The 26,359-nt window shown below is 67.5% G+C and carries 19 protein-coding genes; 6 read left to right on the forward strand and 13 right to left on the reverse strand.

Annotated elements, in window-relative coordinates:
- From BWR19_11440 to BWR19_11450, 3 genes are read right to left on the reverse strand one after another with little or no spacing between them, the layout of a single operon-like run.
- The gene (locus BWR19_11440; protein ID APX93496.1) at positions 1 to 4,884 is read right to left on the reverse strand and encodes a hypothetical protein; all 4,884 of its coding nucleotides are present in this window, start codon (positions 4,882 to 4,884) and stop codon (positions 1 to 3) included.
- A complete protein-coding gene (locus BWR19_11445) occupies positions 4,881 to 5,705 on the reverse strand; it encodes a hypothetical protein (GenBank protein ID APX93497.1) in 825 nt (274 codons plus the stop codon). Before BWR19_11445 ends, BWR19_11440 begins: the two co-directional genes overlap by 4 nt.
- Entirely contained in the window at positions 5,702 to 7,093 is a 1,392-nt protein-coding gene (locus BWR19_11450) for a hypothetical protein (protein APX93498.1), read from the reverse strand. Before BWR19_11450 ends, BWR19_11445 begins: the two co-directional genes overlap by 4 nt.
- Before the next feature lie 344 nt (positions 7,094 to 7,437).
- Here BWR19_11450 and BWR19_11455 point away from each other — a divergent pair, with 344 nt between their 5' ends.
- Positions 7,438 to 9,417, forward strand: a complete 1,980-nt coding sequence (locus BWR19_11455) for a recombinase RecQ (GenBank protein APX93499.1) — start codon at positions 7,438 to 7,440, stop codon at positions 9,415 to 9,417.
- Between the two features lie 6 nt (positions 9,418 to 9,423).
- Here the strand turns inward: BWR19_11455 and BWR19_11460 are convergent, their stop codons facing one another.
- Complete coding sequence (locus tag BWR19_11460) at positions 9,424 to 10,035, reverse strand: hypothetical protein (GenBank protein ID APX93500.1); 612 nt, start codon at positions 10,033 to 10,035, stop codon at positions 9,424 to 9,426.
- 40 nt (positions 10,036 to 10,075) lie between these two features.
- A complete protein-coding gene (locus tag BWR19_11465; GenBank protein APX93501.1) occupies positions 10,076 to 11,638 on the reverse strand; it encodes an AAA family ATPase in 1,563 nt (520 codons plus the stop codon).
- A gap of 289 nt (positions 11,639 to 11,927) precedes the next feature.
- Between BWR19_11465 and BWR19_11470 the strand changes: the two genes are divergently transcribed.
- From BWR19_11470 to BWR19_11485, 4 genes are all read left to right on the forward strand, one after another.
- Positions 11,928 to 12,731: a phenylalanine 4-monooxygenase gene (locus BWR19_11470; GenBank protein ID APX93502.1), complete on the forward strand. Its 804-nt coding sequence runs from the start codon at positions 11,928 to 11,930 to the stop codon at positions 12,729 to 12,731.
- Positions 12,732 to 12,809: 78 nt separating this feature from the next.
- Positions 12,810 to 13,148, forward strand: a complete 339-nt coding sequence (locus BWR19_11475) for a 4a-hydroxytetrahydrobiopterin dehydratase (protein ID APX93503.1) — start codon at positions 12,810 to 12,812, stop codon at positions 13,146 to 13,148.
- Positions 13,149 to 14,336 (forward strand): aromatic amino acid aminotransferase, encoded by a 1,188-nt coding sequence (locus tag BWR19_11480; protein APX93504.1) that lies wholly within the window; start codon positions 13,149 to 13,151, stop codon positions 14,334 to 14,336. It begins immediately after the preceding gene.
- A gap of 156 nt (positions 14,337 to 14,492) precedes the next feature.
- Positions 14,493 to 15,995 (forward strand): uracil permease, encoded by a 1,503-nt coding sequence (locus BWR19_11485; GenBank protein APX93505.1) that lies wholly within the window; start codon positions 14,493 to 14,495, stop codon positions 15,993 to 15,995.
- A 58-nt stretch (positions 15,996 to 16,053) separates the two neighbouring features.
- Here the strand turns inward: BWR19_11485 and BWR19_11490 are convergent, their stop codons facing one another.
- The gene (locus tag BWR19_11490) at positions 16,054 to 17,313 is read right to left on the reverse strand and encodes an MATE family efflux transporter (GenBank protein APX93506.1); all 1,260 of its coding nucleotides are present in this window, start codon (positions 17,311 to 17,313) and stop codon (positions 16,054 to 16,056) included.
- A gap of 141 nt (positions 17,314 to 17,454) precedes the next feature.
- On the reverse strand, positions 17,455 to 19,200 hold the full coding sequence (locus tag BWR19_11495; protein ID APX94998.1) for a GGDEF domain-containing protein: 1,746 nt from the start codon (positions 19,198 to 19,200) through the stop codon (positions 17,455 to 17,457).
- Between the two features lie 581 nt (positions 19,201 to 19,781).
- Here BWR19_11495 and BWR19_11500 point away from each other — a divergent pair.
- A complete protein-coding gene (locus BWR19_11500; GenBank protein ID APX93507.1) occupies positions 19,782 to 20,576 on the forward strand; it encodes a hypothetical protein in 795 nt (264 codons plus the stop codon).
- A 173-nt stretch (positions 20,577 to 20,749) separates the two neighbouring features.
- On the opposite strand, the gene BWR19_11505 is transcribed toward BWR19_11500, so the two are convergent.
- The 6 genes from BWR19_11505 to BWR19_11530 all read right to left on the reverse strand — a co-directional run bounded on the left by BWR19_11505 (position 20,750) and on the right by BWR19_11530 (position 26,214).
- Positions 20,750 to 21,334, reverse strand: a complete 585-nt coding sequence (locus BWR19_11505) for a hypothetical protein (GenBank protein ID APX93508.1) — start codon at positions 21,332 to 21,334, stop codon at positions 20,750 to 20,752.
- A gap of 28 nt (positions 21,335 to 21,362) precedes the next feature.
- Positions 21,363 to 21,929, reverse strand: a complete 567-nt coding sequence (locus tag BWR19_11510; GenBank protein ID APX94999.1) for a cytochrome b — start codon at positions 21,927 to 21,929, stop codon at positions 21,363 to 21,365.
- Positions 21,930 to 22,043: 114 nt separating this feature from the next.
- Complete coding sequence (locus tag BWR19_11515; GenBank protein APX93509.1) at positions 22,044 to 22,730, reverse strand: type 1 glutamine amidotransferase domain-containing protein; 687 nt, start codon at positions 22,728 to 22,730, stop codon at positions 22,044 to 22,046.
- Between the two features lie 87 nt (positions 22,731 to 22,817).
- Positions 22,818 to 24,023, reverse strand: coding sequence for an acetate kinase (locus BWR19_11520; protein ID APX93510.1), 1,206 nt, complete (start codon positions 24,021 to 24,023; stop codon positions 22,818 to 22,820).
- Positions 24,020 to 25,444 (reverse strand): enoyl-CoA hydratase, encoded by a 1,425-nt coding sequence (locus BWR19_11525; protein APX93511.1) that lies wholly within the window; start codon positions 25,442 to 25,444, stop codon positions 24,020 to 24,022. Before BWR19_11525 ends, BWR19_11520 begins: the two co-directional genes overlap by 4 nt.
- Positions 25,441 to 26,214 carry an enoyl-[acyl-carrier-protein] reductase gene (locus BWR19_11530; GenBank protein APX93512.1) on the reverse strand — a complete coding sequence of 258 codons (774 nt, stop codon included), beginning with the start codon at positions 26,212 to 26,214 and terminating at the stop codon, positions 25,441 to 25,443. Before BWR19_11530 ends, BWR19_11525 begins: the two co-directional genes overlap by 4 nt.
- Positions 26,215 to 26,359 lie beyond the last annotated feature (145 nt).

Here is a 26,359-nt window from a genome sequence, read left to right on the forward strand (position 1 = left end):
CTACGTCTCCTCGCCGACCGGCTCGCTGACATGGATGCCGAACAGGCTGGCTTCGCCGGCGCTGCGACCGAGCTGCTCGGGTTCGACGCTGCGCCCGTCGCGGACCATCACATGGCCACCCTGCCCCTGGGCGCCGCCAATCACGCTGCCCACCAGGTAGGTGGGGAAGATCGCCGGGTCGTTCTCGTAGTTGGGATTGTGGATCAGGCCGATCATCTGGAAGCGCCCGCGGGTATTGCGCAGCGACTCCAGCGAGTCCTGGATCAGCCGCCGGTGGGAGAGCTTGGAGAATAGGCCGTCGAGCAGGATCACGCTCTCGCGGCTGTTGCGCGCGCGGCGCTTGTGGTGGCCGGGCAGTTCGCGCAGCTCACGCTCGATGGCGAACTCCGAGAGCTTGACCAGCCACATCAGCGACACCGCCTCGCGCTGGCCCTCGGACATGTCCTCGTTGAGCGAGAACAGCCGGCCGTGGGGGCGGATGGCGTCGTGCTTGAGGCGAATCGCCACGTCGTGGAACAGCCCGCGGTAGATGCGCCGGCGAATCTGGCGCAGCAGGTCGTCGTCGCGGCGCCGCGCATCACCGTCGGGCATGCCGCCGTCGCGCTCGGCGCGGCGCTTCTGCGCCAGCTGGTGCTCGTCGATATCCGCCAGCAGGGTGGTGATCAGCTCGCGCAGCGGCTCGCCGTCGATCAGCGACGCCTTGACCTCGAAATAGGCGCCGCCCTCGCCGTGGCTGCGCGCCACGCGCTTGAGGATATCCAGGTTGCCGGCGGCGTCGGCGATGATCGAGCTCAGCCGCTCGACCAGGGTGCCTTCGATCTGCTCGCGTGAGGCATGCAGCCGCTCGACGCGCTGGCGATGCTCGCCGAGCTGGGCGTCGAGCTGGTCGTGCAGCGCCGCCAAGTCGGCCAAGGCCGCTGCACTGACGCCCTTCAAAGCCGCCAGCCGCGCGCGCTCGGTATCGCTGAAGGCACGGCTCTGGGCGGCTGCCTCCAGCGCCTCGGCCAGGCGCCGCTCGAGGGCACGCACCGCCTTATCCTGGCGCTCGCGGTCGCGCGCCCGTTCCCCCAGGTTGAGATCATCAAGCGCATCGATCAGGGTTTGCTGGCAGGCCTCCAGCGCCGCCGGATCGGGCAGCGCCGCCTCACTGCCTGCCAGCCGCCACCAGTCGTCCAGCGCTGTCTGACGCGTCGTCTGGTCCGGGTCGTCGAGGGGCCAGGCGCTCTGCGGCTCGGCCTCTGCCAGCCGCTGCCTCCAGCCGCTGGGCAGCTCACGGACCACCGCCAGCCACGCCAGGGCCAGCTGGTCGACCCACTCCATGGCCCGGCGCTGAACGCTCAGCCGCTCGCTGACGCTGTCACGCTCGTCGCGCTTGGCCTTGAGCTGTTCACGGCACTCGCCGCGTTCGCGCTTGACCCGGGCGATCTCGCGCTCGAGTTTCTGCCCGCCACCGCCGGCATCGCGCACGTCGAGGTAGGCGCGGATCCGCGTGAACGAGAAGTCGGCGCGGCGGTTGGCCGTGGCCAGCTGCGTCTCGAGCTGCTCCTGCACCTCGGCGGCGGTCTCGATAAAGGCCACGCCGCCCTCGGCCTCGAACTCGGCCAGGGCGCGCAGCCGGTCGCGCTCGCCGTCGGCGAATAGCCCGCGCTGCTCGGCGTCGAGCTCGCTGAGACGGCGCTCGAGGGTCTCGCGCTGGGCCTCGGCGTCATGCAGTCGCTCGCCGACCTCGGCCTGGCGCTCGGCCAGGGCATCGAGGCGCGCCTCCAGCGCTTCGAGCCGCTCCGCGCCACCGGCGTTGGCAAACTGCTCCGCCGCCAGCCAGGTCTCACCGTGGCGCTCCAGCGCCTGCTGCGCATCGACCAGCTGCGGGCGTTGCTCGGCCAGTTCGCTCTCGGCCGCCAGTGCCGCCTCGGCGGTGGCCTCCAGGGCCAGCTCACCGCCGGCTTCCAGGTAGCGCTGGTAGTCGTCGATGCAGCTCAGCGCGGCGTCGCTGAGGCGCGGCGCCAGCGCCGCCTGGCGCTCGGCCAACGCAGACTGCTCGGCACCCAGTGCCTCCAGCGCATCGACCACCCCGGCTTCGTCGGCCTGCCTGGCGCGTACCGCCAGGGCGTAGGCCTCGCCGTGGGGGTCGAGACGCCGGCATTCGACCTCGAGTGCCACCTGGCGCTCGCGGTCGGCGGCCAGGCGCCGCTCGGTGGCCTGACGCAGCTCGTCCAGGTAGCGCGGGTCGAGGGCCGCCTTGACCGCCAGCGTCTCGACGCCCTGTACCGCACCAAGCGGCGAGCGGCCGGCCTCCAGCCGCGCCGCCAGGGCCCCGGCTTCGAGTACCGGCAGCGCCAGGCCGGCGTCGACCAGCAGGCCGGCGACGTCTTCGGCATTGGCCTCGCCCTCGACCACCGGCGCAAACAGCACCCCGGCGGCCTGGGCCAGCCACTCGCGGCGCCGGGCTTCTGGCCAATGCGCGGCGTTGAGCACTTCGTGCAGCGGCTGCCAGGCGATCTCCTCGCGCTGCAGCAGGCGCTCGGCCTCGGCTTCCACCGCACGGCGTTCGAGCGGGTCGCCGCTCAGGCTCTCCAGGTAGCGCTGGCGCTCGGCGATGGCGCTATCCAGCGACTCCGCCTCGCTGAGCAGTCGCGGATAGCGGCGCTGGGCATCGCGCAGCCAGTCCGCCGGGGCCAGTTCGCTGCGCTCGGCGAAGCTCAGCCGCGCCTGATGCAGCTCGCGCAGCTCGGCCTCGCGCTGGGCGAGGCGGTGCTCGGCATCCGCCAGTTCACGCTCGCGCTCGCGCAGGCGGCTACGCAGGTGCACCGGTTCGTCATCGCCATGCAGCTCGGCGTAGCGCCGTGCCGCCTCGGCCAGCGGCGCCAGCCGCGCCTGCTCGCGGCGGGCATCCTGCTGGCGCTGCTCGGCGTCGCGGCAGCGGGTCTCGAGTTCGGCCAGCTGGGTCTTGCGCCGCGACCAGAAACCGCGCGGCTCCTCCTCCGGCCAGCCCTCGACGAAGGCCTGCCACGGCCCTTGCCCCTGGCTCAGCAGGCCCTGCTCGCCGGCCAGGCGCTGCTGCTCGTCGCGCAGGGTGGCCGCCTCGTCGCGCAGCTCGCGGCACTGCTCGAGCAGCGGTTGGCGCTGCTGCTCAGCGGCCTCGCGGGCCTCCTCGATCAGCGCCTCTCGCTCGTGCTTCTCGGCCAGGCGCTCGGCGGGCACTTCGTGGGGGTGACGCTGGCGGAACTCGGCGTGCCAGGCGGCGACCTGCTTGAGCTCGCCGCTGCGGCCCAGATGCGCGTTGAGGGCGCGGCGCGCCTCCTCGGCCTCGCGGCGGCTGGCCTCGGCGGTGTGTTCCGGCGCCTCCAGCTCGGCCTCGCTGAACAGGCCATCGGCAAGCGCCTGGGTATAGAAACTCTGGTTATCGACGAACTCGCGCTGCTGCCCCTCGAGGCGCTCACGGTCGTGCTCGAGGCCCTCGAGCTGCTGCTCGAGGTCGTCGAGGTCATGGCCTAGCTCATCGAGGTAAGTGCGGTCGGCGATCACCTCTTCGCGGAAGCGGTTGCCGTCCAGCGCTTCGAAGGCGTCGGCCGCACTATCCAACGCCTCCAGGGCACGGTGGCGAGCGCTGTCGTCGTTGAAACTCAGCGTCTCTGCCAGCCAGTCGCGGGCGGCGGCAAAGGTCACGTGGCCCAGGTCGCGAGCGCTCAGCCACTCGGCGTCGGGCAGGTGAATCAGCCGGCGGTGGGCATCGACCCTCGCACCGCGCTCGGAGAGCGCCTGGCGGACGCTGCGCTCGCTGGCGCCGCTGAGTCGTGCCAGCAGCCAGGTCGAGACCCGCGGCCGGCCGGTGTCGCCCACCGCCCAGGCCAAGCCCGCCAGGGTCGCCGCATCGACGTCGGCGTCGGAGGGCTGCTGCGGCAGCCCCGGCAGGCCGGCCACGGCCTGGCCGCCGAGCAGGCGCTCGAGGCTGGCCAGCCCCTCGTCGAGGCGCTCGCGGGCCTCGCGGGCCTCGAGCAGCGCCGCGCCGTCGGCACTCAGCGTCGCCAGGTTGGCCACCTTGTCGGCGGTGCGGCGCTGGTCGCTCTCGGCTTCGTCGAGGCGATGGCGCAGCTCGGTGATATGGGTGCCGGAGTTGAGGATCACCTCCTCGATCAGCTCCTCGCTCTCGTCGGTCTCGCCGCGGGTCGCGCCGGAGAGGATCTCCGGCGCCAGCACCTCGAAGAAGAACGCCTGGTCGGCCTTCTCGCCGCCGCGCGGCTTGATGGCGTTGAAGATCTGGCTCTTGTCGGCGCCGCCCTCCTTCTGGAAGGCGGCCAGCTGCGCCAGCTCGCGGCGCGACACATGGGCACCCACCGCGTCCAGCCACTCCTCGCGGTTGTGGGTCAGGCGCACGTTGCGGCTGGCCATGGCGGTCTTGATGTCGCTGTTGGCGTACAGCGCCAGCATGCCGTCGGCGGTCAGGTGGTGGACCGGGATGTCCTCGAGTCGCCCGGGGTAGTGGTAGAACGACAGGCCGCTACCGTCGCTGTAGCCATAGAAGCCGAACACGAAGGTCTCGCCGGCGACCTCTTCGCCGGCGGCGGCGAGCATGTCCTCCTGGCGCTCGCCGCCGCTGCGCGAGCGAAACTCGACGCGCAGATGGCTCCAGCTGCGGCCCTGGCCGGCGACGGTCGACGGCGAGCACTTGCGCCGCGTGCGCGAGATCAGCGTGCGGTCCCGCGACAGCAGGCCGATCAGCGCTTCGGCGAGAGTGGTCTTGCCGAAGCCGTTCTCCATGCTGATGGCGCTGGACTGGCCGCGCAGGTCGAGCAGCAGGTGACGCATCTTGGCGTCCCACGGCGAGGCGATGTCGCCGTGCTTGTTGAGCAGGTTGGCGACCTCGATACGATTGATCACGCTCATGCGTCGGCCTCCTGGTGGGCGGCTTGTGGCATTGCCGCTGATGCCTCGTCGGCCAGGCGTCCCTCGGCCAGCGACTGCAGGTGGCCGAGCTGATGCAGGCCGACCTGCTCGCTCTCCAGGGCGCCGAGCAGCGTCTGCTGCCAGATATCGCCGCCGGCCTCATCGCCCTCCTCGGCCAGCGTCTCCCGCGGCGACTCGAGCAGCCCGGCACGGGCCTGCAGGTCGATGAAGGCACGCACCCGGCGGTTGAGGTCCTCGCCGCGCTCGTCGAGCAGCGCGCGGCTGGCCTCCGGCGCCGCCTCGCCCAGGCTGCGCAGCGCCTCGAGCTGCTCGCGCAGCAGGTCGAGCAGCTCGTTGCTGGCGAAGGTCGCCTCCTGGTAGCGGCTGACATCGGACAGCGCGCGGTTGTAGCGGGTGTAGAGCAGGGTATGCATCAGCAGCCACAGCTGCAGGTACCACTGGGCCAGTTCGGCGCGGCTCTCCTGGCGCAGCTTGAGGGCCTCGAACACCGGCTCGCGGGTGTACAGCGGCGGCTGCTCGAGGTCCGGGTCGGGCAGCAAGGCGTAGTAGCGTGAGCCCGGTGCGATGCCCGGATAGTCGCCGGACTCGAAGGCCTTGAGGCGCAGGCCCTGGCCGGCCAGGAAGTCGCGCAGCGCCTCGCGTTCGAGGTCGCTGGCGTCATCGATCAGCGCGCAGACATCGCGCTCGGAGAGCTGTCCCTCGCGGGCGGCACGCCGCTTGCGACCGCTGCCCGGGGCGCGTTCGGCGCTACGGTAGCGCAGCAGGTAGGCGACCACTTCGCCCATTTCACTCATGTTCATTGCAGATCATCCTGATCGGAGAGGCGCAGTGACGGGGTCACCGCGCCGCGGACACATCGGCCGTCAGCGAGGGTCAGCTCGAACGGCGTGGCGTCGATGCCCACCGCCAGGCGGTCATCGAGCAGTTGGGTATCGACGAAGGTGTTGAGCAGCTGAGCCAGGCAGTCGCCCTCTTCGAAGCGGTGCCAGCCCTCGGCCAGCGCCGCCGGCAGTGACAGCGGCTCACGCTGGATGCGCTGGCGCAGCGCCGGGCCGCGGGCCTCGAGGAAGCGCGCCAGCAGCGGGTCCTCGGGGGCCGCGTCGTGCTGCTCGTCGAACACCAGGGCGGCGTGGCTGGTCTCAGCGCGGCGTGACTCCAGCAGCGGAATCAGCGGCGCCATGCGCGGCACCGCGACCTGCACGTGCAGCGGCATCAGCCGCGCCACCAGCGCCTGCTGTAGCGCCGCCGCCGGGGCGCTATTGAGCAGTCCGCGGGCCAGATCGGCGAAGTCGACCACGCCCATCGACTGGATACGCCCCTCGGCGATATCGGCGAGCAGCTCGGCGAGGCGCCGCGAGAGATTCTCGATGGCGGTCAGTACCCGGCCGATGGCGCTGGACAGCATGCGCAGGTCCCACTCCTCGCCGCTGGCCGCCTGCTCGGCCTCGCGCCACTCGGCGAAGCGCTCCATCAGCCGCGGCGCGGTGAGCTGGGCGCGGGCGTCGAGCAGGGTACGCTGAATGCTCGACAGCGCGTTGTGATAGTGGCGCTGGTTGTCGAGCAGTGCCGCCAGCTTGCCTTCGCGAGTGGGATTCTCGCGCACCCGGCGCAGCTCCTGGGTCAGCCCGCGGATCGCCAGCAGGATCTGGTTGGTGATATCCGGCACCCGAGCGAAATCACCGCGGGCCAGCGCCGCCAGTACCTTGGCGGCGTCGTATTCGGAGTACAGCAGGTCCTCGACCTGACTGGCCAGGGTTACCGCCTGGCGGCCGCTGGCGGTCAGTCGCACCTGCCCGGTCTGGCCCTGCTTTTCGATCAGCGCGGTGCGCTTGGTGCTGAGCGAGGCCCGCGCGGCGCTATCCTCGACGCCGAGCTGGCGAAAGTGCAGCTCGCTGGGAGTGGCCAGCAGGTTGATGACGAAGCTCAGGTCGTCGTGGGGCAGGTCCGGGTAGGTCTCGCGCAGCTGCGCCAGGCAGCGGCTCTGCGAGACGAAGGCGCTGTTGGTGGCGAAGTCGACGTCGAGCAGATAGTCGAGCAGCAGGCAGCCGAGGTCCAGCCAGTAGCCGTCGCGCAGCCCGCGGCGGCTCTCCTGGCTGACCTGCACGAACGGCGAGCCGGGCTCGTGGCCGCTGTCGTGCAGGTCGATTAGCCGCGTGGTGGCGACGAGTAGCTTGCTCCAGGCGGTCATGGGTCTTCCCTGAGGGCAAAGCTGCCATTATGCCAAGGAGTGCCCCTCCGGGTCATGGACGATTATGGCAAGCTGGCGCAATCAAGGTCACCCAGCGCCAGTGCTGCCGCTCTTAGCATAAGCGACCACTCCCTGCGACATGAGGGGCGCCGGGGACAGCTCGAAGAGGAGGTGTCGATGCCAGGGATGGCATCGGTAGCGCCCAGGGACGGTTTACAGCGCCTCCTCGCAGAGCTGTCGCCGGATCAGCCCCGGGCTGGTCACCACACGCAGCCGAGTTGTGCAAAGCCGAGCGGCGCCCAGCGGTGTAGGATAGAGGCTTTGGCCAGACAGGGAGGCTCGCCATGCCCCGCGATTCACTCGACACCACGCTCAAGCAGGTCTTCGGCTACGACGACTTTCGTCCCGGCCAGCGCCAGGTGGTCGAGGCGCTGGTGGCAGGCCGCTCGGCGGCGGCGATCTTCCCCACCGGCTCCGGCAAGTCGCTGTGCTATCAGCTGCCGGCGCTGCACCTGCCGCACCTGACGCTGGTGGTGTCGCCGCTGCTGGCACTGATGCAGGACCAGCTCGACTTCCTGGCCCGCCACGGCATCGCCGCCGCCAGCATCGACTCGCGCCAAAGCCGCGAGGAGGCCAGCGCGGTGATGGAAGGCGTGCGCCGCGGCGAGATTCGCGTGCTGATGATCTCGGTGGAGCGCCTCAAGAACGAGCGCTTCCGCGGCTTCCTGCGCCAGGTGCCGGTGTCGCTGCTGGTGGTCGACGAGGCCCACTGCCTCTCGGAATGGGGCCACAACTTCCGCCCCGACTATCTCAAGCTGCCCGACTACCAGCGCGAGTTCGGCATTCCCCAGGCGCTGCTGCTCACCGCCACCGCCACGCCGCGGGTGATCGAGGACATGCGCGCCAGCTTCGCCATCGACGCTGAGGACGTCACCCTGACCGGCTTCTATCGCCCCAATCTCAACCTGCTGGTCGAGCCGGTGGCCGCCGAGCAGCGCGCACGCGCCTTGCGCGACTGGCTGCGCCCGCGCCTGGAAGGGCCCTCGCCGCAGCCGAGCATCGTCTACGTCACCCTGCAGAAACGCGCCGAGCAGCTCGCCGCCTACCTCGTCAAGGCCGGCATCGACGCCCGCGCCTATCACGCCGGCATGCAGAGCGAGGCCCGCGACGCCCTGCAGCAGGCGTTCATGGCCGGCGAGGTCAACTGCATCGTCGCCACCATCGCCTTCGGCATGGGCATCGACAAGGCCAATATCCGCAACGTGGTGCACGTCGACCTGCCCAAGTCGATCGAGAACTACAGCCAGGAGATCGGTCGCGCCGGGCGCGACGGCCAGCCCTCCGACTGCCTGATGCTGGGCGGTCGCGACGCCCTGGCGGCGCTCGAGAACTTCGTTTACGGCGACACCCCGGAGCGCGACGGCATCCTGCGGGTGCTGGAGGTGATTCGCGAGGCGGCACCACAGGGCCAGTGGGAGCTCACCCTGAATGCCCTCTCGCAGCACAGCAATATCCGCCCGCTGCCGCTCAAGACGCTGCTGGTGCAGCTCGAGCTGCGCGGGGTGATCGCGCCGCGCTACGCCTACTTCGCCGAGTACCGCTTTCAGTACCAACTCGAGCCCGAGGCGCTGATCGAGCGCTTCAACGGCGAGCGGCGCGACTTCGTCGCCGCCATCGTCGAGGCCGCGCCGCGCGCCAAGACCTGGTGCAGCCTGGACCTCGACGCGCTCAATCGGCTGGGCGCCGAGCGCGGCCTGGATGTGGCCCGGGCGCGGGTGATCCGGGCGCTGGAGTACTTCAGCGACCAGGGCTGGATCGCGCTGGAGAGCAAGCAGATGACCGAGGTCTATGCGATCACCCAGCCGGATCTCGACGTGCAGGCCCTGGCCGACGCGCTGTTCGCCTACTTCCGCGACAAGGAGCGCGCCGAGATCGCCCGGCTCGAGGCGATGCTGGCGCTGTTCGAGTCAGAGCAGTGCCTGAGCCGGCGCCTGGCCGAGTACTTCGGCGATGCCCGCGCGCCGCAGCAGTGCGGCCACTGCTCGGCCTGCCGCGGCCAGGTCGCTCGGCTGCCCGGCGGTGAGGCGCCAGCGCCGCTGGACGCCCGGCAGGTCGCCGCACTGTGCCAGCCGGTGCTGGACAGAATCGCCGCCACCACTGAGGCGCCGGCGCCCAGCGTCGATCTGCTGACGCGGTTTCTGACCGGTCTGACCACGCCGCTGCTGACCAAGCTCAAGGCGCGCCAGCTCGACGGCTTCGCCGCCCTGGAGGCGTGGCCCTACGCCGAGGTGCGCGAGGCGCTTGACCGGCAGTTCGAGGGCTGACCCCGGTCAGTGCCGCCAGCGCTGCCAGGCGATCATCAGCAGATGCACCGGCAGGTAGACCGCCAGCGGCCACAGCAGCGTCAGCAGGAACAGGTAGAGCAGCGGATCGAGGGTCTCCTGGGTCTGGCCGAAGGGGCCATGCACCCAGTTGATGTTGCGCTCGGCCTCGGTGAACAGATAGGTCAGCGGCACCACCACCCAGGTCAGCAGGGTCTGCCACAGCAGGGCGCGACGCTTATAGCCGAGCTTGGCCACGCCAATACCCGCCACCAGCGGCAGCACCACGTGGTAGAGCGACATGGCGCGTGCCATGGGCGGGTGCTCGGGGTCGAACATGTACTCGGTGCCGCCGATGGGGTGGACGCCGGTAAGCGCCGCCACGGCGACATCGAGGGTCCACAGCCCACCGACCAGAGACACCGCCAGCCACTGCATCGACATCAGGGTGCGATGCTCGGCCCACAGCGCCACCAGCAGCAAAAAGCTCGCCACGTTGCACAGCCAGAAGAAGTTCTGGGCACCCAGTAGCACCACGTAGCTCGGCGCCCAGATCAGGATCCATAGCGTAAAGGCCAGTTTGAGCCAGCGCGGCACCACTGCCGGTGGAAAATCGACCATGACCGTCTCCTTGTCGATGCACTGCCAACACTCTAGCAGTTCAAGGCGACCCGTCGCCGATAGCGTGGCGCTTGAGCTTGTTGGCGATGGTGGTGTGTGACACCCCGAGCCGCTTGCCGAGCTGACGGCTCGAGGGGTACTGCGGATAGAGTGCAGCAAGCACGCGCTTCTCCACCTCGCCGAGAATCTCGCCTAGCCCGCCGTCGAGGTCGATACCGGCCAGGCCGGGTGCCTGGCCGACGTCGGGCAGGCGCAGGTGCTGCGGCTCGATGGTCGCCTGTTCGCACAGCGACACCGCCTGGAACAGCACGTTCTCGAGCTGACGCACGTTGCCCGGCCAGTGGTAGCTGGAGAGCCTGGCCAGCGCCGCCGGCGAGAGCTGGGGCAGCGGGCAGCCGATCTGGCGCGCGGCGCGGTCGAGGAAGTGCCCCGCCAGCTCGTCGATGCCGTCGAGGCAGTCGCGCAGCGGCGGCACCTGCAGCGACAGCACGTTGAGCCGGTGATAGAGGTCGTGGCGGAACAGGCCCGCGGCGCACAGTCCCGGCAGGTCCTGCTGGGTGGCGCAGATCACCCGCACGTCGAGGTAGGTCTCCTCGTCGCTGCCGACGCGGCGAAAGCCGCCGTCCTGCAGGAAACGCAGTAGCTTGACCTGCAGCCGCGGGCTCATTTCGCCCACCTCGTCGAGGAAGATAGTGCCGCCGGCGGTGAGTTCGAGCAGCCCCAGCTTGCCCTCGGGCCGGGCGCCCTCGAAGGCGCCCGGGGCGTAGCCGAACAGCTCGGTCTCGGCCATCGACTCGGGCAGGCCGGCGCAGTTGAGCGCCATGAACGGCGCCTGCCCGCGCGGGCTGGCCAGGTGGCAGGCCCGCGCCAGCAGCTCCTTGCCGGTACCGGTTTCGCCCTCGATCAGCAGCGGCGCGTCCAGCGGCGCCATACGCCGCGCCTCGCGAATCAGCTCGGCGAGCCGTGGGCTGGCCTGGAAGATCGCCTCGAAGCCGCGCAGCTCCTGGCGCTGCACCTGGTAGATCCGCTCGCCGATGCGATCGGCGCGATGCAGGGTCACCACGGCGCCGGCCAGCGACGCCACGTCATCGTCGTTCTCGCTGTGCAGCGGCGCGATATCGGCCAGATAGGTGGCCCCCTTGAGCTTGAGGCGCAGGCCGTTGACCCGGGCATTGTTGCGGCGAACCAGCTCGGGCAGGTCGAAGTCCGGCAGGTAGCGGTCCAGCGACAGCCCCGGCACTTCGTCGACGCGCACCCCGAGCATCTGCCCCGCGGCGCGGTTGGCGGCGACGATGCGCCCCTCCATGTCGATCGACATCACCGGATCGGAGAGCGACGACAACAGCGCATCGAGCTCCAGGTGGCGCCGCTCGCTGGGCATCAGGTTAACGCGCTTGACGCTGAATACCCCGGGGATGGTTTCCAGGGTCGGCCTGAGCGTCGCCAACTGGGCATTGAGCAGCCGCGGCAGGAACAGATAGATGGTATTGCCGTGATCGCCGCCCACCTCGCCGCGCGCCACGTTGACGCCGTAGTCGGCGAAGTGGGCGACGATATCGCGCAGGATACCGATGCGGTTCTGGCAGTGAATCTTGAGACGCATGCGGGCTCCTCGAAGGCTATCGCGGGATGCCGCTAACGTCAGCGTCAAGCGGCCGTGACTCTACTGTCAACCTAGCGTGACAGCTAGCCTCGTCTCAAGCCGCCAAGGGGGGCAATCCCGATTTGCTCGTCGAGTCACTGTGCTTTTATGTAACGTTTATTTTACACGTAGCGCGACACTCCCTCCTCCCCCATCCGCATTTCCCCCTACCCGCGCCACGCTACGGGATCGACACTGAAGCGGATTCCCATGCTCGACAATAACCACAATCTCCAGGGAGAGCCTGCCCATGACCGAACACAAGACCGCCAAAGCGAGCAAGTACCAGGCCCGCATGCCCGATGAACGCGGCCATATCCGCTACAGCGACCAGGATCACGCCACCTGGCAGACGCTGATCGAGCGCCAGACGGCGATCATCGACGGCCGCGTCTGCGAGGCCTACCTCGACGGCCTCGAGCGCCTGGCGCTGCCGCATGATCGCATCCCTCAGCTGGCCGAAGTGGACCGGGTGCTGGAAGCCGCCACCGGTTGGCGCACCGCCCAGGTGCCGGCGCTGATCCCCTTCGACACCTTCTTCGAGCTGCTCGCCAGCCGCCGCTTTCCGGTGGCGACCTTCATCCGCTCGCCGGAGGAACTCGACTACCTGCAAGAGCCGGATATCTTCCACGAGATCTTCGGCCACTGCCCGATGCTCACCAATCCCGACTTCGCCGAGTTCACCGCCACCTATGGCAAGCTGGGCCTGGACGCCACGCCCAAGCAGCGGGTCTACCTGGCGCGGCTCTACTGGCTGACCGTGGAGTTCGGCCTGGTCGATACGCCCCAGGGGCGGCGCATCTACGGCGGCGGTATCATCTCTTCGCCCAAGGAGACCTTCCACGCCCTCTCCGAGGCCCCCGAGCACCACCCCTTCGATCCAGTGGATGCGCTGCGCACGCCCTACCGCATCGATATCCTGCAGCCGCTCTACTACGTGCTTGACGATCTGCACACCCTGCACGACCTTTCACGGCAGGACATCATGGCCATGGTCGAGCAGGCCATGGCGCTCGGCCTGTTCGAGCCCAAGTTTCCGCCCAAGGCGGCCTGAGGCCCTCGGCGCGCCGCGCGAGACATTTTCCGACCGTTACGGTCCCATCTATTACCGTTCCGTCAATCAGGAGACCCCATGAGCGATCTATCACAACAGCAGTGCGAAGCCTGCAGCTGGGACGCCCCCCACGTCACCGAGGCCGAGATCAGCGAGTATCGCCAGGCCATTCCCGAGTGGCAGATCATGGAGCGCGATGGCATCATGCAGTTGGAGCGGGCATTCACGTTCCGCAACTTCAAGCAGGCCCTGGCGTTCACCAATCGCGTGGGCGAGATCGCCGAGGAAGCCGGCCACCACCCGGCGCTCTTGACCGAGTGGGGCAAGGTCACGGTGACCTGGTGGTCGCATGAGATGAAGGGCCTGCACAAGAACGATTTCATTCTTGCCGCCAGAACCGACGAGGTAGCCGAGTAAATGTTCGAGCCGATTCAGCGGGTCCCCGGGGATGCCATCCTCGGGTTGATCGAGGCCTTCAACCAGGACACCAACCCCAACAAGGTCGACCTCGGGGTGGGAGTCTACCGTGATGCCCAGGGCAACACGCCGGTGATGCGGGCCGTCAAGCAAGCCGAGGCGCTGCTGCTCGACAACCAGACCACCAAGACCTATATCGGCTCCCACGGCGACCCGCGCTACGGCCAGGTGATCCAGCCGCTGATCTTCGGCGCCGACTCCCCGGTACTCGAGGCGCGCCGCGCCAGCGTCACCCAGTCGCCGGGCGGCACCGGCGCACTGCGCCTGGCCGCCGACTTCATCCATACCCAACTGCCCGGCAAGGGCATCTGGGTCAGCGACCCGACCTGGCCCAACCACCTGGGCATCTTCCAGGCCGCCGGCCTCAAGCTCAGCAAGTACCCCTACGTCGATGCTGAAAACCGCCTCGACTTCGACGGCATGCTGGCGGCGATCAAGCAGATCCCGGTGGGCGACGTGGTGGTGCTGCACGCCTGCTGTCACAACCCGTCCGGCTTCGATCTCTCCCAGGCCCAGTGGCGCGAGGTGCTCGAGGTGGTCAAGGAGCGTGAGCTGCTGCCGCTGATCGACTTCGCCTACCAGGGCTTTGGCGACGGCCTCGACGAGGACGCCTTCGGCGTGCGGCTGTTTGCCGAGAGTCTCGACGAGCTGCTGATCACCAGCTCCTGCTCGAAGAACTTCGGCATCTACAGCGAGCGTACCGGGGCGCTGATCGCGGTGGCCAAGAACACCGAGCAGATGGAGAACGTGCGCTCGCAGATGGCCATCGTGGCCCGCGAGAACTACTCCAATCCGCCCTCCCACGGCGGCGCGGTGGTCACCGAGATTCTCGAATCCGCCGAGCTCGCCGCCGTCTGGCGCGAGGAGCTCACCGAGATGCGCAACCGCATCAACGGCCTGCGCCAGGACTTCGTCGCCGCCCTCAAGCCTTACGGCCTCGACGCCAAGTACGCCTGCATCGCCGAGCAGCGCGGCATGTTCTCCTATACCGGCCTGACCCCTACCCAGGTCGACCGCCTGCGCGACGAGTTCGGCATCTACATGGTGCGCTCCGGGCGCGCCAACGTAGCCGGCTTCTCTACCGAGAACCTCGACTACCTGGCCAAGGCGATCGCCGCGGTCAACTGAGCCAGCCTTTCGCAACAGCTCCAGCAGCGCCCGGGATCCTCCCGGGCGCTTTGCCGTGTGGCATCTGCGTTGAGGGCATCGCTTGACCATTCAGTCAAGCAGAGCGACACTGCCGTCAGCCTTGTATACAAATTAAACAACCCGTGAGGCACCACCATGGCCACCACTGCTGTGCACTACCCCTGGTACAAGAAGGAGGATACCGACGCCTTCTTCGCCCTGTTCCAGAACAATATCGCCAACTTCGTGATCATCGCCCTGACCATGCTCGGCATGGGCTTTCCTGCCAGCATCGTGTTCGGCCAGGTGCTGCCCGGCGCTGCCGTGGCGGTGATGGTAGGCAACTTCTACTACGCCTGGAGCGCGGCACGCCTGGCGCGCAAGGAGAACCGCGCCGACGTCACCGCGCTCTCCTACGGCATCTCCACGCCGGTGATGTTCGTGTTCCTGTTCGGCGTGCTGCTGCCCGCCAAGCAGCTCACCGGTGACGCCGACCTGGCCTGGAAGATCGCCGTGGCGGCGTGTTTCATCAGCGGCGCCATCGAGGCGCTGGTCAGCCTGATCGGCCGCTGGGTGCAGCGCCATCTGCCGCGGGCGGCCATGCTCGGCGCGGTGGCCGGCGTAGCGCTGACCTTCATCGCCGGCGAGATGCTGTTCAAGACCCTGGAGATCCCGGTGATCGGCCTGCTGGTGATGGCGATCATCATCGTCGGCCTGATCGGCCGGATCAGCATGCCGTTTCGGATTCCCACTTCACTGTTCGCCATCGTCATCGGCACCGCGCTTGCCTACCTGATCGGCGCTACCGAAGACGGCCAATTCAGCGACGCCTTCACGCATCTCGGCTTCTACCCGCTGCTGCCGACCCTGGCCTGGTTCGAGGGCCTGGGGCTGCTGTTCACCAGCATGCTGGCGGTACTCACCGTGGTGCTGCCGATCACCCTCTACAACGCCATCGAGACCATGAACAACGTCGAGGCCATGGAAGCCGCCGGCGACAAGTACGACGTCCGCGAGTGCCAGGCGGTGGACGGCGCCGGCACCATGATCGGCGCGCTGTTCGGCGGGGTCTTCCCGACCACGGTGTATATCGCCACCGTCGGCGCCAAGTGGATGGGCGCCGGACGCGGCTACAGCATCCTCAACGGCGCGGTCTACGCCGTGGCCACCATGTTCGGCCTGATCGCCATGCTGGCGGCGATTATTCCGGTCTCGGTGGTGGCGCCGATCCTGGTGTTCGTCGGTATGTCGATGATCGCCACCGCCTTCCAGACCAACGACACCCGCTACTACCCGGCGGTGGCGCTGGCGATGCTGCCCTACTTCGCCAACTATGTGATGACCCGCTTCAACAACGCCGCCGGCGAAGTGGTCACCGATATCTCCACCGCCATCGTGGCGCTGGGCCAGGGGGCGATGTTCACCGCCATCCTGCTCGGCGCCATGACCGTGTCGGTGATCGACCAGCAGTTCCGGCGCGCCGCGGTGTTCGCGCTGTTCGCCGCCGGTTTCTCCTATATCGGCCTGATGCACGCCCCGCGCCTGGCCTTCAACGCCGCCCCGGACTTCGCCCTCGGCTATCTGGTGATGGCGCTGTTCTTCGGCTTCTACGCCCTGCAGGGCGCCCGGCGAGAACGCCCGCTGCCGGCCGGCGACTGAGTCGTCAGGCTGCCTTGAAAGCAACGGGCCCCGTCCACTGGACGGGGCCCGTTGGCATTCAGCCTTGGCGGGTGATCCGATAGAGCTGCCAGGCCAGCGCCCCCGCCAGCAGGTTGCCCAGTGCCGCCCCCATCGCCAGGCCCGGCAGGCCACCGGCCAGCATGCCCAGCCACAGGCAGGGCAGATAGCATATGAATAGCCGAGCGGCGGACATCAGCATGGCGCGCAGCGGCCAGCCCAGGGCATTGCCCGCCGACACCACGATCATGCACAGCCCGAGCAGCGCATAGCTGGGCAGCAGGAAGCGGATCAGCAGGGCAAGGTCGCCGCGAATTTCAGGGTTACCCGACAGCCCCTGTGCCACCCACGGCGCCAGTGCGGCCATCACCAGCCCGAGCAGCAGCTGCCAGGCCACCACGACCTTGGCCGCCAGTATCATCAGACGCCGGATCTGCGCCCAGTCGCCGGCACCGTAGCAGCGCCCCAGCCAGGGGGGCAGCGACATGGTCAGCGCCAGTACCAGCATCAGCGACAGGGTCTCGAGGCGACTCGCCAGCCCCCATGCCGCCACCGCGGTTTCGCCCAATTGCGAGACCACCGAGATCGCCAGCATCGCCGCCAGCGGCGGCATCAGCTGACTGACCATGGCCGGGCCAGCGATACCGGCGAACGGCAGCGCCGAACGGCGTGCCTCGAGCAGCAGGCCGCGGCGCCCCAGCCAGTCGGCGCGGAGCAGTCGCGGCCACAGGATCAGCCCGCCGCTGCCAAAGGCGATCACCGTGGCCCAGGCGGCACCGGGGAGCCCCAGGCCCGGCCAGCCGCCGATACCGAAGATCAGCAGAGGATCGAGCACCAGGTTGATCAGGCTGGTCAGCACCATCAGCTTGCCCGGCAGCCGCGTATCGCCATGCGCGCGGCACAGGCTATAGCCAAAATAGAGCAGCGCACCGAGCCACGCCGCCAGCAGCTGTGGCGGCCAGTAGCCGCGAATCAGCGCCAGGCTCTCCGGCGATGCGCCCAACCGCGAAAAGATCGGCGTCTGGGCCAGCCACAGCAGGCCGACCAGCAGCCCGATCACGACCCCACCCAGGCCCAGCACCAGGCTACCCAGGCGCCTGGCGCGCTGCGCCTCACCTGCACCCAGCGCGCGGGAGATCAGCGCGGCGATGGCGATGCCAAGGCCAACTTGAATGCCGATGATCAGAAACGTCAGCGGAAAGGTGTAGGACTGGGCCGCCAGCGGCGCGGTGCCCAGGCGCGCGATAAAGGCGCTATCGACCAGTTGGAAACCCAGCAGGGCGAATACGCCGATGGCCATCGGCCAGGTCTGACGCCAGAGGCGAGCGGCGAGTTGCGAGGACGAAGGGACAGCAGCGGACACGGGCACTCCATTCGATCAGGGGCGCACTAGTCTACTCGATCTCGCCAGCGGCTTGGCAGCCGACGCTGCGTAAATTCGCTAGCTGAGAATGCGCGGCTGGCCACCGACCAGGCCGGTCAATAGTCGGGTGGTATCCGCAGCGCTCATCGGCTTGAAGAAGTAGTAGCCCTGAATCAGGTCACACTTCATCTCACGCACCAGCTCGAGCTGCTCCTCGTTCTCGACGCCCTCGGCGATCACCTCCAGCCCCAGTCGATGACCGATGAACACCGCCGCGGCCATGATGGCCCGATCGCTGGGATCCTTGGGCGCGTCGCGCACGAAGCTGCGGTCGATTTTCAGCGAGGTGACCGGAAACAGCTTCAAGTAGCTGAGCGACGAGTAGCCGGTGCCAAAGTCGTCGATGGCGATCTTCATGCCGCGGTGATAGAGACCGCGCAGAGTATCGAGGATCCGCTCTTCGGCCTCGATCAATACGTTCTCGGTGAGCTCGATGCCGATATCCTGCGGGGTGAGATCATACTCGCTCATGCAGGCTTCGAGGTGCTTGAAGGTATTGGCCATGGCCAGCTGCTTGCCGGACAGGTTGATATCGACGCGCGCGCCGACCAGCCCCTGCCGCTTCCACTCGGCCTGCTGGCGGCAGGCCTCACGGATCACCCACTCGCCGATCCGGTGGATCAACTGCGAACGCTCGGCGACCGGGATGAACTCTGCCGGCGAAATCGCACCGCCCTCCTTGGGGAACCAACGCAGCAGGGCCTCGAGGTTCTCGATGCGCCCGCTCGCCGCGCTGACCTGGGGCTGGTAGTGCAGCGCCAGTTCATTTTCGGCCAAGGCCAGCTGTAGCCGCTCGGCGAGACGATGCTGGTGAAGCAGCTCATCGTGGATCTTCTGGTTGAAGAACCAGCAGCGATTGGGCGCCGAGAGCTTGGCACGGTTCTTGGCGGCATCGGCATTGTGGATCAGCTCGCGGGCAGTGGCGCCGTTATCCGGAAACAGGCTGACCCCCAGGCTTGCCGTGACGTGCACTTCACGCCCTTCGAGCAGGAACGGCCGCGAGAAGCTGTCGAGCACCTTCTCAACCAGCTGCAGCACGTCGTTGCTGGCACGCAGGTGCGGGAAGGCCAACACGAATTCGTCGCTGCCGAACCGCGACAGCAGATCCGAACCGCGCTGGCAGTAGCGCAGGCGCTTGGCGACCATCGACAGCAGCAGGTCCCCCTGCTCGTACCCCTTGGCGTCGTTGATCTCGGCGAAGCGATCGAGATCGACGAACAGCACCGCCAGGTAGTCGCCGTGGCGTTTAGCCGAGACGATGAACTCACCCAGCTCGCGCTCGAAGGTGTGGCGGTTGGGAAGCTGGGTCAGCGCATCGTAGCGGGTCACGTACTCCAGCTCTCGCCGCGCCTCCTTCTGCTCGGAGAGGTCGACATCGACGCAGAACATCAGCGGGTCGTCAGTGTGCTCGGCCAGCATCAGGTGCTGGGAGAAAACCGCCACCGGCATGCCGGCCTTATTCTTGAGCTCGAGCTCGGCGGCGGGGATCTCGATGCCTTTCTCGACCCAGTCATGGTGCGCCGCAATCACCCCGTCACGCATGAAATCGGGGATGATCAGATCCTCCAGCAGCTGCCCTTGCGCCTCTTCGGGCAGATACCCATAGAGCTTGGTGCTGGCATCGTTCCAGTAGATCACCCGGCGCCGGCTGTCGTAGCCCTGCACGGCCACCTTGGGCAGGCTCTCGAGCAGCGCGCGAAAGCGCAGTTCGCTCTCGCTGTGGCGCTGCTGGGCCAGCACCAGCGCATGATGATCGGCCAGCATGATGGCGGCGTCGTTGCTGTCGCCGGCGGCATTCGGCGAGCCTGATGGCTGATCATGGCGCCTCTCGTCGGGCGCTTGCTGCTGAGCTGAACGCCGCCGCTCCCACCACCAGCCCAGCCCCAGCGCGACCGCAGCGCTGGCAGCCAGCAGCGCTGGCAGCCAGGCGACGTTACCCGTGCCGATCAATAGCAGCATCGCGGCAAAGGCGGTGAACGACAGCACTGCCACACCCAGCAGCCGTCCCGCCTGCGATCGTTGTCGCTTGTACAAGATGTACTCCCTTGCAGCGCTTCCCGTATGCCCCACGGGTCGTCGCATCAATTTCATGAGCCAATCCTACATTGCTTCGCCTCCTTGCGCAGCGGCTACCCCTCCGCAGATCCGAATTTCGTCAATGAGTTAGCACATTACACCCTGACTAACTGACCTAATAGTAGCCACCTATGCGCGATATGACGAAATTTCTACACAGACCAGGTTTTATTGACATTATTTTTCATTTGTTTTCATTCTGTTTCGTGTAGTACCCAACCCACGCCGCGCCATCCCGGTTCGGCATACGATTCAGAAAGGAAACGACCATGAAACAGGAAAGCCTCAAGCACGGTTACGACGTCACCAGCATGCCTTTCGACTTTGCGCGCAGCTACTGGCAGCCCGCGGTACACAGTGAGCTGGCCGCGCAGCACTGGAGCGTCACGGACGTTCGCGAACAGATCGACCTGCCGGCCTGGCAGGGCTATCTCGCCGACCTGCCCCGCGACCCCTATGTCAACCAGCGCTGGAAGCGCATGGCCTGGCTGATGCTCAACGATCGTGACGAGGTCGAGGTGATGGGCGAGTGCCCGATGGCACAGGGCGGCATGTTCAATGATGCCGATAGCATGGCCGACGTGCTGCGCTACTACCCCAGCCTGGAGACCTCCTTCGTCGAGCGTAACGACGTCAAGGCTTTCGTCAAGGCGTGGGCCAAGCTGTGGGGCATTGGCGCCCGTGAACCGATCCTGATGCAGATCACCGGCATGCGCGGCAGCGAGCCGCTGGATCCGCTTCAGGGCCAGGGCATCCACTCCGACGGCTGCAAGCACCTGAGCATCATGGTCGTGAGCCGCGACAACGTCAGCGGGGCCAACAGCCTGCTGTTTGCCGACAAGGCCGGTACCCAACCGCTGACCAAGCAGGTACTGACACCGGGCGATGTACTGCATATCCGCGACGACAAGCTGTTCCACGGCGCCGACGGCATGACCCAGGATGATCAAGAGCAGCCCTATGAGCGCTTTATCATCATCATCAACAGCCGCTTCATCGACGCCTTCCAGAACAAGATGCTGCGTCGACACTTCCCGGATGCGGTGCTCAACGAAGGCCACTGACCGCTGACCCGCTAGCCAGGCTGGTTCCCGACGCATAAGCTCCCAAAGCCGGCTCAGCGCCGGCTTATTGCATGCCGGCCTGGCGAGCGGGAATGGCGATCTCGACATCCCTCATTGCAAACGCCCCGGTGCTATGCACCGGGGCGTATTAGATCGGATCTTGGGGATCAGGGTTACTGACGAATGCCCTCGAAGGTCACGTACAGCTCGAGCTCGTGCATCGACTCGGGGAAGTCACTCATGTCGATGCCATAATCCTCGAGGGTCAGCATGGTCGAACCCTCGAAGCCGGCACGATAGGCGCCCCACGGATCTTCCCCCTCACCCATCAGCGTCACCGGCATCTCGATCTCGCGGGTTTCGCCCTTGAGCGTGAGCTCGCCGGTCAACACGCCCTCACCGTCGTCACCCGGTTCGAAGCCGGTGGTAACGAAGCTCGCCTCGGGGTACTGGTCGGCGTCGAGGAAGTCGTCGCTAAGAATGTGACGATCGCGCTCGGCGTGGTTGGTATCGAGGCTGGTGACATCGACGTCGAGTGACACGCTGGAGGCCTCGAGATCGTCCGGGTCATAGCTGAACTCACCGCTGAAGTCGCGGAAGCTGCCGAGGATGTAGGAGTAGCCGAGGTGGTTGATCTTGAACTGCACGAAAGCGTGCTGGCCCTCGATGTCGATCACATAGTCGTCGGCCTGGGCCTGGCTCAGCGGTACCAGCGCAGCGGCGCCAAGAGCGGTCAGCAGTGCGGTCTTCTTCAACATTCCAATGTCTCCGTTGCGTATTGCCCGCTCACTTGGCGGGAAGCTTGGGTTGGCCGACACGCGGGCGCAGCATGCGCACCAGGGTATCGTGCCGGTCGATGAAGTGGTGTTTGCAGGCAGCCAGGGCGTGGCCGCCGGCCAAGATCATCAGCGCCAGGGCGCTATACCAGTGGATATCGCCCGCCACGCTGGCCTGATTGGGCAAGCCGTGAAGGATGGCAGGCGCTTCGAACCAGCCGAACACGCTGATGCCGCGCCCGTTGGCTGTGGAGATCATATAGCCGCTGATCAACACCACCATCAGTAACACGTACAGCAGGATATGCCCGGCGTGAGCCGCCATGCGCTCTAGGCGATGTCCCTGTGCCTGCGGCGTAGGCTGGATGAGGCGCCAGGCGACTCGCAGCAGCGTTGCCAGCAGCAGCAGCACGCCAATCGAACGATGCCACCACGGCCCGAGGTTGTACCAGCTATCGAAATAGCTGAGTCCTGTCATCCACCAGCCCAGGGCGAACAGGCCGATGATCGTGACCGCACTCAGCCAGTGCAGCAGGATCGCTGCCAGGCCCCACCCCTTGGTGCTGTTGCGCCACATCATGCGATCCCTCGTGATGATCCGGAAATACCATGGGATCACCTTAGCGGCTTATCGCCGCCGACACAGCGACACTGCGGTGAATGCATCATTCACCGCAGAGAAACGGTCATCTCAGCGGCTTGCCAACTGCTCCAGCAGCAGGGCGGCGGTGGGCGCGCTGGAGGCGGGATTCTGGCCGGTCACCAGCAGGCCATCCTGGACCTGATAGGGGGCGAAATCATCCACGCTGCGCAGATAGTCGGCACCCAGGCGCTTGAGCTCGTCTTCGAGAAGGTGCGGCACCACCTGGCTGAGCCCCACGGCGTCCTCCTCGCTGTTGGCAAAGCCCGTGACCCGCTTGCCCTTGACCAGCGGCTCGCCGCTGGCGGCCTTGGCCTTGAGCAGCACCGTGGGGGCGTGGCATACCGCGCCCACCGGCTTGTCGGCGGCGATGAAGTCCTCGATCAGGCGCAGCGAATCGGGGTTGTCGGTGAGGTCCCACAGCGGACCGTGGCCGCCGGGATAGAAGACGGCGTCATAATCGGCCGGATTGACCGCATCCAGCCGCAGGGTGCTGGCCAGCTGAGCCTTGGCATCGTGATCGGACTCGAAGCGCCGGGTCTCGGCGGTAAGGGCGTCTTCCTGGGTCGAGTTGGGGTCTACCGGCGGCTGGCCGCCCTTGGGCGAGGCCAGGGTCACCTCGGCGCCAGCGTCCTTGAAAACATAGTAGGGTGCGGCAAATTCCTCGAGCCAGAACCCGGTCTTGTGCCCGCTATCACCCATGGCGTCGTGCGAGGTCAGTACCATCAAAATCTTCATTGTTTCCCTCCTGGAACGAATGCGAACTCGCTGAATAGATGGCGCCACACCCTCAAGGTTCAACCCCGCGTGACGAATTAGCGCGGGTTATGGTTCAGAGGCCAGCAGCGCCTGGGTCTGCCAGGCGATCATGCGCGCCTCGTCGGTGGCCAGCACCCAGAGCCCAAGGTGGCTCTCGGCGCCGGCGATCGAGGTGGCATGGACTCGATTGGCCGCGGCATCGAGGCGCGCGCCGAGCCAGCGGCACCCATCGATAATGGCAGCCCGAACCGGGTCGGCACGCTCGCCGATGCCCGCCGTGAACACCAGGTGATCGAGTCCACCAAGCGCCGCCGCCAGACTGCCGATTTCGCGCACCACGCGATACACGAACAGCTCGACGGCGAGCTGGGCGGCCGGCTCACTGCTGGCCAGCAGCTCGCGCATGTCGGCACTGATAGCCGAGACACCCAGCAGTCCGGCCTCGCGGTAGAGCAGCCGCTCGACCTCGCCGGCGCTCATGCCGCACTGCTGGATCAGGTGCAGCACCAGGCCAGGGTCGAGGCTGCCGCTGCGAGTGCCCATCATCAGTCCATCCAGTGCGGTGAAGCCCATGCTCGAGGCCAGGCTGCGCCCGTCGGCAACGGCACACAGGCTGGCGCCACTGCCCAGGTGGGCGATGACCACACGCCCCGCGGGCCGTCCGTCCAGCTCCTCATTGAGTCGTCGGCTGACATAGTCGTAGCTGAGCCCGTGGAAGCCGTAGCGGCGCATGCCGGCATCGTGAAACCGCTGCGGCAGCGCAAAGCGCTGAGCCAGCGCCGGCTGCCCGGCGTGAAAGGCAGTGTCGAAGCAGGCGACTTGCACTAAGTCGGGACAGCGTTCGGCCAGCGCGCTGACCGGCGCCAGGCAGTGAGGTTGGTGTAACGGCGCCAGCGGGCTGAGCCCATCCAGCGCCGTCAGGACCCCGGCATCGAGGCGCGTCGCCTCACGGTAGTCCACCCCGCCGTGGACCACGCGATGCCCCACCGCGGCAATACGCTGCCAGCCGACCTGCGCCTCCAGCCAGTCGAGCAGATAGCTCAGCGCCGCCGCCTGCTGGTCGTCAGCGTGGCCACCGCCCAGTGACAGCGAGTGTTCCTCGGCGAGGCGGTGCGGCCCCGCCTCGAGCTGCCAGCGCGGGGCGGCGCCCAGCCCACTGATCTGTCCGCTCAGCACCACCGGCAGGGCATCGGGCGAGCCGTTCGCTCGCGCCTCGAACAGCGCGAACTTGAGGCTCGACGATCCGCTGTTGAGCACCAGCACCAGGCTCATGACGCCTCCGGCTCACGCCGATGCTGCGCTACCAGCAGCGCCAGCGCACAGGAAGCGAGCCGGGTGATGGCGTCGTCGGCGCGGCTGGTCAGCACGATGGGTACCTGGGCTCCCATCACCAGGCCGGCACCGCTGGCATCGGCCAGGTGAGTCAGCTGCTTCATCAGCATATTGGCGGCTTCCAGGTCCGGCGCCACCAGGATGTCGGCGCGCCCGGCTACCGCCGAGTCGATGCCCTTGGTCCTGGCCGCGGCTTCGGAGATGGCGTTGTCGAAGGCCAGCGGCCCGTCGAGCAGGCCGCCGCTGATCTGACCGCGCTCGGCCATTTTGCACAGCGCGGCGGCGTCCAGGGTCGAGGCCAGTCGCGGGTTGATGGTCTCGATGGCCGAGAGCAGCGCCACCCGCGGCTGCTCGATGCCGACCGCATGGGCCAGCTCGATGGCGTTCTGGACGATGTCGCGCTTGACCTCGAGTCCCGGGTCGATATTGATCGCCGCATCGGTGATGAACAGCGGTCGCGGATAGGTGGGCACGTCGAAGGCCATCACATGGCTCAAACGGCGTCCGGTACGCAGGCCAGCACTGCGCGACACCACCGCCTGCAGCAGTTCATCGGTGTGCAGTGCGCCCTTCATCAGCGCATTGGCACGCCCCTCGCGAACCAGGGCCACGGCCTGCTCGGCGGCGGCGTGGCTGTGTTGGGTGTTAATCAGTTCGAAGCCATCGATCACGACCCCGGCGGCTTCCGCGGCAGCGCGGATACGCGCCTCCGGCCCCACCAGCAGCGGCGTGATAAAGCCCTTGTCGGCGGCCTCCCAGGCGCCCTTGATCGAGACCTCGTCGACCGGGTGCACCACCGCCATGGTCAGCGCCTCGCTGCGCTCGGCGGCATTCAGCAGCTCATGCAGATGCCCACGCTCGGCAAGGCGCAGCTGCGGCATCACGGTGCGCCGCCGACGCACCTTCTCGCGCGGCGCTACCACCTCGGCTTCGCCCTCGATGACGCTCTCGCCGTTCTGGTTGGCGCAGCGGCAGTCGAAGGTGATGCGCGATCGTCGCGCCTCCTTGTCGCGCACCTTGACGCTGACGGTGAGCACATCACCCAGGCGCACCGGCGCCAGGAAGCGCAGCGACTGCCCGACATACAGGGTGCCAGGCCCCGGCAGTTCGGTGCCCAGCACGGTGGAGATCAGCGCCCCGCCCCACATGCCGTGGGCGATCACCTCCTGGAAACGCGAACTCTTGGCGTAGTCATCATCGACGTGGGCAGGATTGATGTCGCCGGACATGATGGCGAACAGCTTGATGTCTTCGAGGGTCAGGCGTTTGTGGATCGAGGCACTGTCGCCGACCTGGATCTCGTCGAAGGTGCGATTCTCGATATCGTCATCGCGGGGGAGTGGCGCATCGCTCATGGTCATGCCCTGATGTGGTGGCCGGCGTCGACGTAAAGGGTAATACCGGTCTGCGCGGCGCCGGCCGCAGACGCAAGGTAGACCACCGATTGCCCAACCTCCTCGACGCTGGCCAGGCGACGCAGCGGTGAACGCGTCTCGCCGTCGTGGACCAGGGCATCGAAATCCTTGAGACCGGAGGCGGCACGGGTACGGATCGCCCCCGGCGACACCGCGTTCACCCGAATCCCGGCCGGCCCCAGCTCGGCGGCCAGGTAGCGGGTCGTAGACTCCAGCGCGGCCTTCACCGGCCCCATCAGGTTGTAGTTGTCGACCACCTTGTCGGCGCCGTAGTAGGACATGCAGATCAGGCTGCCGCCGTCGTCCATCAGCGGCTCGGCCAGCCGTGCCATGCGGATGAAGGAGTGGCATGAGAGGTCCATGGCCAGCGCAAAGCCGTCGCGGGAGCAGTCGACCACACGGCCATGCAGATCCTCCAGCGGCGCATAGGCGATGGAGTGCACCACGAAGTCGAGCCGCCCCCAGCGCTCGGCGGCGCGCTGGAACAGCGCCTCCAGCTGGGCATCGTCCTGCACGTCGCAGCAGATCAGTTCGGGCTCGCCCAGCTCCGCGGCCAGCGGAGCGACGAAGCGCGCCGCCTTGGGCGAGGCGTAGCTGACGATCTGCTCGGCGCCCGCCGCATGGCAGGCCAGCGCGCAGCCATAGGCGATACTGTCGCGATTGGCGAGGCCGGTGACGATACCGACCTTGCCCTCCAGGGAAAACGCGTGGCCCATCTCGACCCTCTCCTTGTCAGTCGCTGTCCGATGACGGCAGGTGGAATCATTGCGCTGCCGCACTGCAACATAGCCTAGCGGAAGTCGCCGGGTATTGCCCGTTGAGGCCGGCGAGTGCCTCGCCACCAGCCCCTGGCGTATGCTG

Source organism: Halomonas sp. 1513 (genome assembly GCA_001971685.1).
In the GTDB taxonomy this organism is placed as follows: domain Bacteria; phylum Pseudomonadota; class Gammaproteobacteria; order Pseudomonadales; family Halomonadaceae; genus Franzmannia.

Coding starts and splice junctions, on each gene's coding strand:
- BWR19_11445 (APX93497.1), bottom strand. CDS start 5,705: ATGAACATGAGTGAAATGGGCGAAGTGGTCGCCTACCTGCTGCGCTAC.
- BWR19_11515 (APX93509.1), bottom strand. CDS start 22,730: ATGAAGATTTTGATGGTACTGACCTCGCACGACGCCATGGGTGATAGC.
- BWR19_11450 (APX93498.1), bottom strand. CDS start 7,093: ATGACCGCCTGGAGCAAGCTACTCGTCGCCACCACGCGGCTAATCGAC.
- BWR19_11470 (APX93502.1), top strand. CDS start 11,928: ATGACCGAACACAAGACCGCCAAAGCGAGCAAGTACCAGGCCCGCATG.
- BWR19_11465 (APX93501.1), bottom strand. CDS start 11,638: ATGCGTCTCAAGATTCACTGCCAGAACCGCATCGGTATCCTGCGCGAT.
- BWR19_11510 (APX94999.1), bottom strand. CDS start 21,929: ATGTGGCGCAACAGCACCAAGGGGTGGGGCCTGGCAGCGATCCTGCTG.
- BWR19_11495 (APX94998.1), bottom strand. CDS start 19,200: ATGCTGGCCGATCATCATGCGCTGGTGCTGGCCCAGCAGCGCCACAGC.
- BWR19_11530 (APX93512.1), bottom strand. CDS start 26,214: ATGGGCCACGCGTTTTCCCTGGAGGGCAAGGTCGGTATCGTCACCGGC.
- BWR19_11455 (APX93499.1), top strand. CDS start 7,438: ATGCCCCGCGATTCACTCGACACCACGCTCAAGCAGGTCTTCGGCTAC.
- BWR19_11525 (APX93511.1), bottom strand. CDS start 25,444: ATGACCATGAGCGATGCGCCACTCCCCCGCGATGACGATATCGAGAAT.
- BWR19_11485 (APX93505.1), top strand. CDS start 14,493: ATGGCCACCACTGCTGTGCACTACCCCTGGTACAAGAAGGAGGATACC.
- BWR19_11500 (APX93507.1), top strand. CDS start 19,782: ATGAAACAGGAAAGCCTCAAGCACGGTTACGACGTCACCAGCATGCCT.
- BWR19_11475 (APX93503.1), top strand. CDS start 12,810: ATGAGCGATCTATCACAACAGCAGTGCGAAGCCTGCAGCTGGGACGCC.
- BWR19_11460 (APX93500.1), bottom strand. CDS start 10,035: ATGGTCGATTTTCCACCGGCAGTGGTGCCGCGCTGGCTCAAACTGGCC.
- BWR19_11440 (APX93496.1), bottom strand. CDS start 4,884: ATGAGCGTGATCAATCGTATCGAGGTCGCCAACCTGCTCAACAAGCAC.
- BWR19_11505 (APX93508.1), bottom strand. CDS start 21,334: ATGTTGAAGAAGACCGCACTGCTGACCGCTCTTGGCGCCGCTGCGCTG.
- BWR19_11480 (APX93504.1), top strand. CDS start 13,149: ATGTTCGAGCCGATTCAGCGGGTCCCCGGGGATGCCATCCTCGGGTTG.
- BWR19_11520 (APX93510.1), bottom strand. CDS start 24,023: ATGAGCCTGGTGCTGGTGCTCAACAGCGGATCGTCGAGCCTCAAGTTC.
- BWR19_11490 (APX93506.1), bottom strand. CDS start 17,313: ATGGCCATCGGCGTATTCGCCCTGCTGGGTTTCCAACTGGTCGATAGC.